Here is a 7606-nt window from a genome sequence, read left to right as displayed (position 1 = left end):
TCGCCGAGACCTACGCCGATGGCGTCTCGCTGGCTATGGTCGCGCAGCGGCATGACATCAGCCCCGGGCAACTGTTCAACTGGCGGGCGCTGATGGGTGCTGCTGGAATGGGATTGGCGATGATCCCGGCGCAGAGCGCCCCGGCGATTACGGCGATTGAAATTACGCCCGAGGTCAGGACCCCGCCGTCAGCCGGGCCAACTGCCGTGATCGTTATCGACCTGCCGGGCGGCGCTCGAGTGACCGTCGATGGGGCGATTAGCGAGCCCGTCCTGCGTCGCGTCCTGCTTGCCTTAAAGGCGACGTCGTGATCTCGCCGCCGTCTGGCGCGCGGGTCTACCTGGTGACCGCCCCGTGTGACATGAGGAAGGGCATCAATGGCCTGGCCGGCCAGGTCCAGTCCGTTCTCAAAGCTGATCCATACTCCGGCGCGCTGTTCCTCTTCCGTGGGAAGGCTGGCGATCAGCTGAAAGTCCTGGCTTGGGACGGCACGGGCATGTGCCTGTTCATCAAAAAACTTGAGCAAGGGCGGTTTGTTTGGCCGCCGATTGTGGAGGGACGGCTTCAGCTCACGGCCGGGCAATTGGCGCTTTTGCTCGAGGGCATCGACTGGCGGCGGACGGTCGCGCCGCCGGAGACGAAGCGGCCGCAAATCGCATAACAACGTACTGATTCCAGACGATAATCGTCGCTTCGGACTCTGCGCTTTGGTACAAATAACCATGGCCTTGGCGACGGCGACACTGCCGACAGATCCGGAAGAATTGCGCGCCTTCGCCCTGGCGCTGCAGCACGAGCTATACTCCAAGACCCTTCATATCGAGAAGCTCCGCGCCCAGCTGGCCGCCCTGCGCCGGTCGCGCTTTGGTCAATCCTCGGAGAAACTGGACCGCCAGATCGAGCAACTTGAACTGGCGATCGGCGACCTGGAGGAAGGCGAGGCCGAAAACGACGCGCGTCGCGAAGCGACGGCTCCGGCGGCGCCAAGCGACAAGTCGCCACGGCCGCCGCGCGCCGGCAATCGTGAGCCGCTGCCCGGCCATCTGCCTCGTGAAATCGTCAGCCACCTCGCAGCCTGTGCCTGTCCGGCCTGCGGATCCGCGCGGCTGCGCAAGATCGGCGACGACGAGCGCGAAGTGCTGGAATATGTGCCGTCCCACTTCAAGGTCATCGTCCACGTGCGGCCGAAGATGAGCTGCCGCGACTGCGACACCATCAGCCAACCGCCGATGCCCAGCCTTCCCATCGAGCGTGGTCGGCCCGGTCCAGCGCTGATTGCCCATGTGCTGGTCGCCAAATATTGCGACCATAGCCCGCTGCATCGGCAGTCCGAGATCTATGCCAGGGAGGGCGTCGATCTGAGCCGCCAGACCATGGCCGACTGGGTCGGGCGAGTTGCCTGGCTGGTCGGCCCCGTCGCCGAAGGGATCGGCGACTATGCTCGCGCCGGTCCCACCTTCCACGCCGACGACACAACGGTGCCGGTGCTTGATCCAGGGCGAGGCCAAACCAGGACCGGACGCCTTTGGGTCGTCGTTCGCGATGAGAGCGCCTGGGGGTCCTCAGCGCCACGGGCGGCGTATTATCAGTACTCGCCCGATCGAAAGGGCGAGCGCGCCGCCGCCTTACTGAAGCCCTGCAAAGGCTTCCTGCATGCCGACGCCTATGCCGGCTTCGAAAAGCTCTATGATCCCAACCCGATCACCGGCGAAATCCGCTTGGTTCAGATATCCTGCTGGAGCCATGCAAGGCGTGGGATCTTCGAGGAGCATGCTCGAACCAAGTCGCCTGCGGCATCGGCCCTTCTTGAGCGGATCGGGGAGATCTTCGGCGTTGAGCGAGAGATCAATGGCCAGAGCGCTGAGCTTCGGCTCGCCGCACGACAGACGCGCAGCGTTCCGCTGCTGGCGGCCCTGAAGGCGAACATGGAGGCCGTGCTGGGGCGGGTCAGCCGAAAAGGCGAACTGGCAATCGCTATCCGCTACTGTCTCAACCGCTGGAACGCTCTCACCCGGTTCGTTGACGACGGCCGGCTGGAGATGACCAACAACGCCGCCGAGCGGGCCATCAGGCCGCTGACGCTCGGGCGACGGAACTGGACCTTCGTCGGATCTGACACTGGCGGTGATCGCGCCGCAGTGTTCTTCACCATCATGCAGACTTGCCGGCTGAACGGCGTGAACCCAGAGGCCTACCTCGCCGACGTCATCACGCGTATCGCCGATCACTCGGCCAAAAACATCGACGATCTGCTGCCGTGGAACTGGCAGCCGCGTGACCGTGCGGCCGCAGAGGCTGCCTGACCATGGCTGGGATCGGACGCGTCTACACGCTGGCCTACGTCGCCGATATGCTTGGTGAGGACGCCGACTGGATCGCCGATGTCACGGACGAGCTGGGCACGGAAGCGGGGCATCTCTGGATCCACGATGTCGGCGATCATCACATCGAGGCGTTCACCGACGCGGGGGTCGACAGCCTCGTCGACATCATCGGCGAATACCGCAACAATCCGGGCCTGAAGCCTCAACCGCCACCAAAGAAGTGATCTCTGCCGGCTGCGCCGACGCCGTGTCCAGGGTCGTCACCGGACGCGTACGGCGCGGGCGCGCCGGGACCTGGAGCTGAAGCCGCAGATCGCCCGGGTGTTTGCCGAGAACCTCGCGGTCTATGGCGTGCGCAAGGTCTGGCGGCAGATGCGGCGGGAGGATTTCGCCGTCGCCCGCTGCACCGTGGAGCGGCTGATGCGCCAGATGGGCCTGCGAGGCGTGATCCGCGGCAAGCCGGTGCGCACCACGATCAGCGACAAGGCAGCACCTTGTCCGCTCGACCATGTGAACCGCCAGTTCCACGCCCCGGCGCCGGATCGGCTGTGGCTGTCGGACTTCAGCTATGTCGCCACCTGGGCGGGCTTCGTCTACGTCGCCTTCGTGATCGACGCCTACGCCCGGCGGATCGTCGGTTGGCGCGCCAGCCGCACGGCCCACACCAGCTTCGTCCTGGATGCGCTGGACCAAGCTCTGCACGAACGGCGCCCTCAACATCGCGGCGGTCTCGTGCACCATTCCGACCGCGGCTCGCAATACGTCAGCATCAAGTACACGGAGCGATTGGCCGAGGCTGGCATTGAGCCTTCGGTTGGCTGCGTCGGCGATAGCTATGACAACGCCTTGGCCGAGACCATCAACGGTCTCTACAAGGCCGAGGTCATCCATCGGCGCGGCCCCTGGCGCTCGTTCGAGGCCGTCGAGTTCGCCACGCTGGAGTGGGTCGAATGGTTCAACAATCGCCGGCTCCTCGAGCCCATAGGTAACATCCCGCCAGCGGAAGCCGAAGCCGCCTACTATGCCGCGATCACGCCGTCCGCTATGGCGGCATGACTTAAACCAAATGGCCTCCGGCAAACCCGGCGCGGTTCAAAGAGTATAATTGCCAACAGACCGCCAATCAGACCGCTGCTCAAGATCACCACGTTCTAGCTCTCCGTCTCCGCTGCGCGGTGGGCCCTTCAACCTGCTCCCACGGCGGTAGCACGCGAATTTCTCTTTACCACCCAGAGCGGACCGCCGAACCGGCTGATCTAGGCGCGAAGCTCCGCGACGATCTCGTGATGACGCGCTTGGTCGATACCTTGGCGCTGCTCTCGGGCCAGTAAGCTTTGGTCGTTCGGTTGAGTGCTCAGGACCGGACGCTTCGCCGGATCGCCAAATTGGATGAGCACCGGAACACCGATGGTCTGGCCGTAAACCGACAGTCCGTTCGCTAGTGTTCCGTGATGGGGCGGCTCGTCCGAACCGTCCACTTCGTACAACTCGACGTATCGATAGAAGGTGGATTGCTCCACCTCAGCCCACGCGCCCCAGCAGAAGGAGCTTTGTTGTTCGACGATAGGAACCGGCAAGATGCAGCGGATGAAATGGCGGTCATCGAGCCTGCATAGGTCGGAGTCGTATTTCGCGCGCGCCGCCTTCTCCGGTTCAGATAGAGCCCCTACATCGTCAGGAAGATTATATGCCCAGTCTGTGGTCAGCCCCGCATGGGTCTCGCCGCAAATCCCGCAGACGAACTGGTCGCTCATAAGCTCGGGCCTCTCGATCCAGTTGGCGCGCCTTGTTTCCCTGACTCCCGGCCAAATGCCTAGGTCCGATATCCACCCTTCTGAGAAGTTTGGAACGTCCGCTCGCGGCGAGCAAACCCGTTAGAGCCTCGCCCGCCTGCGGCGCGCTCGGTGAGATTAAAGAAGGCGAACACCCCTGCCCTTGCCACGGTCGCCGGCCGGGCTCTACGCGGTGTGGGAGCTCCGCGCCCGCCCGCCGCCCGACCCCAAACACAGCGCCAGGTGACATTTCTATCTGGCAGACCCCGCGACATCTCTAAGCGGCGTAGACAATCTTCAACAATTTCAATAATTTGAATAGTCAGCGCCAAGGCCTTCCTTCGGCCCGACTTGCGCCATAAGCAGACTCACAGTTCGCCCCAAGAACACGACATTCGTTCATACGAAGCACGGCTTATTAGCCAGCGTGTTATGTTGAACCGCCGCCACCCCTGCGCCGTTGTGTCAGCATGGCTTTGCATTTCGAGCGCATGGGCGTTGGTCCTCCCCTGCTGATGGTCCACGGCCTTGGCGGAAGCATACGGTCCTGGGACACCATCGCGCCGGCGCTCAGCCTTTCGCGCGAGCTGTACCGCAAGGACCCGTCTACGCCCCGAGGGAGGGATAAAATGCGATGATTACGACGCGCTATGTGGACTTTGCGCGTGATCGCCGGGCCGGGCTGTTCGATGCGTTTCAGCGACACTCGCTGACACGCGGCCCAGACGCCCATGGCAAACTTCCACCTATTGCGTCCTTAAGAAGGACCGCTTTGCAGAGTTGGGGGCGCCATGCAGCCAAATCCCGCTTTGATCTTTTAAACGCCTTTCGGCGCGAAGACCCTGACGTGAGCCCAGCACGCCGACGAGGCTAGTTTCGCTCCGTCATTCTCACCATTGGAGTCAAAAAGCCGGCTTGGGTGGGTAGAGCGGCACCTTGCTTGTCGGCCTCCGACCCGGCGGCCTAGATGGGGAGAAACCTGTCAGGCCGAGAGGGTCAAAACCGTTGGGTTATGACACCGAAACGTTCGGTCACGAGAGTCTCGATCCTGTCCGCATCGATATCACTTACCGGATTGTAGATCACCATCGACAGATCGGGACGCCCGTCCACCGCGAAAGCCGAATATTCGAGCGAGATCAGGCCGAGGTTAGGGTGCCGTAGCTGCTTCACACCGTCGCCATGTCCGCGCACGTCATTGTCCTTCCACATGGCGGCGAACTCCGGACTTAGCTGGCTGAGCTCCTCGACCAGCGGGGCGACCTCGGCCGACGCACCGGCGCGCGCCGTCTCGGCCCGGAACACCGCGACCACGTAGCGGGCGACGCTCTCCCAATCGGGTTGTGCGGCGCGGGTGAGAGGATCGCGAAAGATCAAGCGCAGGATGTTCCGTTCGCGCGCCTCAAGGGTCGCATAGTCCGTGAGGACCACGGTGGCGGCCTTGTTCCAGGCGACCACATCCCAGGCAACGGTTCGAATAAAGGCGGGGCTTGTCATCATCGAGTCGAGCACCCGCTGCAGGCGAGGCGTCACGCCCTCAGGCGCCCGAAAACGAATGTCCGGCATCCTCCCGAGGCCAAGCAGGAAAACGTGCTCGCGTTCGGCCTCAGTCAGCATCAGCGCCCTGGTGATGCGATCGAGCACGCTCGCCGACGGCGCACCGCCGCGGCCCTGTTCGAGCCAAGTGTACCAGGTCGTGCTGATGCTGGCGCGTTGCGCCACCTCCTCCCGGCGAAGCCCGGCGGTACGGCGCCTTGAAGGGGGCAAGCCGAGTGCCGCCGGGTTTAGCCTGCTCCGGCGATCCCTGAGATACGAGCCGAGCGCGCCTTCATCGGTCAAAGCAGGAGTCATCCTATTAAAGCTTATACCCGTATAAGATCACTACTTTACCCTCTTAAACGGCTCCTACCTAGTCATGATCGCTGAGTGAATGGAGACAAGATCATGCGAGTATTCGTAACAGGCGCGACCGGGTTCGTAGGCTCTGCTGTTGTCGCCGAGCTGCTCGGCGCCGGGCATCAGGTGTTGGGGCTCGCCCGCTCGGAAGCCTCGGCCGGGACGTTGCAACAGGCTGGTGCGGACGTTCAGCGAGGGTCGCTTGAGGATTGGCAGAGCCTAAGGGAGGGCGCGACGTACGTGGACGCGGTGATCCACACCGCCTTCAACCACGACTTCACGCGCTTCGCCGAGAACAGCCAAGTGGATCGGCAGGCCATCGAGACCTTGGGCAAGGCGCTGGAGGGCACGGATCGTCCCCTGCTCGTCACGGCGGGAGTGGCGCTGCTCGCGCCCGGCCGAGTGGCGGTGGAAGTGGACAAGCCACCCGCCGATCCGAACTACCCGCGCCAGTCCGAAGCCGCCGCGGCCGAGCTGGTTGAGCGCGGCGTGCGCGCGTCGGTCGTCCGTCTGCCACCATCGGTGCACGGGATAGGCGATCACGGTTTCGTGCCGATGTTGGCGGCGATCGCACGCGACAAGGGCGTTTCCGCCTACCTCGACGCCGGCGCGAACCGGTGGGCGGCGGTTCACCGCTCCGATGCGGGTCGGGTTTACCGGCTCGCGCTCGAACAGGGCGCAACCGAGCGCGCCTATCATGCCGTCGCGGAGGAGAGCATCTCATTCCGCGCGATCGCGGAGACGGTCGGTCGCCAACTTGGCCTGCCAGTGAGGTCCGTGTCTGGCGACGAGGCGGCGGAGCATTTTGGCTGGTTCGCCATGTTCGCTGGCATGGACACGCCCGCCTCGAGCGAGCGTACCCGAGCGCTGCTGGGCTGGAAGCCGACGCAGGCCAGTCTCTTCGCCGATCTGGAGCGTCCCGGATACTTCGAGGCGGCGCACGTATGAGCAGCTTCATTGCAACCACAACGTCCGCTCACCACCCTTAGAGGCTGACCCGAAATGAAGTTGGGTAATTTCAGGCACTTGTGATTCTGTTGGAGGTGCGAGCCAACAACGGAATTTAACATGTGGACCGAAACCACCCGACGCAAGCATGCCCGAAAGGGCCTGCGGTATTCAAGCGATCTGACGGACGAGGAATGGGCGGTTCTGGAACCGCTGGTCCCGGGGCGGTCTCGGCTTGGGCGGCCGGCCAAGTGGTCGTTGCGGACGATCACCAACGGTCTGCTGTATGTTTTGCGTAGCGGCCTGCCGTGAGGCGGCGGGGCGCCAGGCCTCGCCCAGCGCCGGAGTGATCGACAGCCAGAGCTTCAAAACCACGGAAAGCGGCGGGCCTTTTGGGTATGACGCGGGCAAGAAGATCAAGGGCCGCAAGCGTCACATCCTCACCGACACCGGTGGTTTGCTCGTCACGGCCCGGGTCCATACAGCCGATATCCAGGATCGCGACGGCGCGCCTGGCGTCCTGACCGCGATCCGCGCCAGCTTCCCTTGGTTGCGCCACGTCTTCGCCAACGGCGGCTATGCCGGCGACAAGCTGCGACACGCCATGGCCGGACGCGGCGACTGGAAGATCGAGATCATCAAGCGATCCGACACCGCCAAGGGCTT

The 7606-nt window shown here is 63.8% G+C and carries 7 protein-coding genes and 2 pseudogenes; 7 read left to right on the top strand and 2 right to left on the bottom strand.

Annotated elements, in window-relative coordinates:
• The 5 genes and pseudogenes from ACP69S_RS21830 to ACP69S_RS21810 form a co-directional block, all read left to right on the top strand.
• A partial coding sequence (locus ACP69S_RS21830) for a transposase (protein ID WP_426000807.1) occupies positions 1–311 on the top strand: 311 nt, incomplete at its 5' end.
• Positions 308–661, top strand: coding sequence for an IS66 family insertion sequence element accessory protein TnpB (gene tnpB, locus ACP69S_RS21825; RefSeq protein ID WP_426000805.1), 354 nt, complete (start codon positions 308–310; stop codon positions 659–661). The genes ACP69S_RS21830 and tnpB, both read left to right, overlap by 4 nt.
• Positions 662–722: 61 nt before the next feature.
• A complete protein-coding gene (gene tnpC, locus ACP69S_RS21820; RefSeq protein WP_426000804.1) occupies positions 723–2303 on the top strand; it encodes an IS66 family transposase in 1581 nt (526 codons plus the stop codon).
• A gap of 2 nt (positions 2304–2305) precedes the next feature.
• On the top strand, positions 2306–2548 hold the full coding sequence (locus ACP69S_RS21815) for a hypothetical protein (RefSeq protein WP_426000803.1): 243 nt from the start codon (positions 2306–2308) through the stop codon (positions 2546–2548).
• Positions 2549–2561: 13 nt separating this feature from the next.
• A pseudogene (locus ACP69S_RS21810) lies at positions 2562–3380 on the top strand (IS3 family transposase); the annotation flags it as partial.
• 200 nt (positions 3381–3580) lie between these two features.
• Here ACP69S_RS21810 and ACP69S_RS21805 read toward each other — a convergent pair.
• Positions 3581–4078 carry a DUF2199 domain-containing protein gene (locus ACP69S_RS21805; protein ID WP_426000801.1) on the bottom strand — a complete coding sequence of 166 codons (498 nt, stop codon included), beginning with the start codon at positions 4076–4078 and terminating at the stop codon, positions 3581–3583.
• Positions 4079–5092: 1014 nt separating this feature from the next.
• Positions 5093–5935: a helix-turn-helix transcriptional regulator gene (locus ACP69S_RS21800; RefSeq protein ID WP_426000800.1), complete on the bottom strand. Its 843-nt coding sequence runs from the start codon at positions 5933–5935 to the stop codon at positions 5093–5095.
• Between the two features lie 105 nt (positions 5936–6040).
• Here ACP69S_RS21800 and ACP69S_RS21795 point away from each other — a divergent pair, with 105 nt between their 5' ends.
• Both ACP69S_RS21795 and ACP69S_RS21790 read left to right on the top strand, forming a co-directional pair.
• Complete coding sequence (locus tag ACP69S_RS21795) at positions 6041–6940, top strand: SDR family oxidoreductase (RefSeq protein WP_426000799.1); 900 nt, start codon at positions 6041–6043, stop codon at positions 6938–6940.
• A 120-nt stretch (positions 6941–7060) separates the two neighbouring features.
• Positions 7061–7606: pseudogene (locus ACP69S_RS21790) on the top strand (transposase); the annotation flags it as partial.

This window comes from Caulobacter sp. DWR1-3-2b1, assembly GCF_049895765.1.
Lineage (GTDB): Bacteria > Pseudomonadota > Alphaproteobacteria > Caulobacterales > Caulobacteraceae > Caulobacter.
The sequence above is the reverse complement of the archived record's forward strand: the minus strand, read 5'-3'. Positions and strand labels throughout refer to the sequence as shown.